This is a genomic window from Methylobacterium sp. P3_A11, assembly GCF_056403155.1.
Genome location: NZ_JBFUGA010000250.1, coordinates 1 through 661, shown reverse-complemented (window position 1 = coordinate 661; position 661 = coordinate 1). Strand labels below are relative to the sequence as shown.

1 protein-coding gene is annotated in these 661 nt (G+C 65.2%); it reads left to right on the top strand.

Annotation, left to right across the window (positions count from 1 at the left end; genetic code table 11):
* The coding region (locus AC1DXK_RS31095; RefSeq protein WP_477299722.1) for an IS6 family transposase at positions 1–661 on the top strand (661 nt) is incomplete at both ends.

The following is a 661-nucleotide window of genomic DNA, read 5'->3' as shown; positions in this document are numbered from 1 at the left end:
GCAGGCGGTCTCCTGGTACCTGCGCTACCCGCTGAGCTACCGCGACATCGAGGAGCTGTTCCTTGAACGTGGCCTGGAGGTGGATCACTCCTCCGTGAACCGCTGGGTTCTGGCCTATGCGCCGCTGATCGAGAAGCGGCTACGGCAGTTTTGTCGGCCACACTGCGGCTCGCTGCGCATCGACGAAACCTACATCAAGGTGCGGGGCGAGTGGCGCTACCTCTACCGGGCGATCGACAAGCATGGCACGTCCGTCGACTTCCTACTGACCGCCAAGCGCGATCTCGATGCGGCCAAGCGGTTCTTCCGCAAGGTGCTCCAAGATCAGCCGCTACTCGCCCCTGATCGGATCGGCACGGATGGCGCTGGCCCGTACCCGCCGGCCATCGCCCATAGCCGTGAGGTGGGTTTGCTGCCCCGTGCGCCGCTCCACTATGTGACCAAGCACCTGCAGCAAGGCATCGAGAGTGACCACTTCCGGGTCAAGCGAGCGATGCCGCGGGTGGGCGGCTTCCGGTCCTTCCACACGGCGCGGCGCACGATCTGCGGCTTCGAGGCGATGCTGTGGCTGCGCAAGGGCTTCGGCTTTGCCGGCGCGTGGACCGTGTGCGAGCAGAACCGGCTGCTCGGGGTCTGCTTCGGACTTCAGGCGGTTAACAAA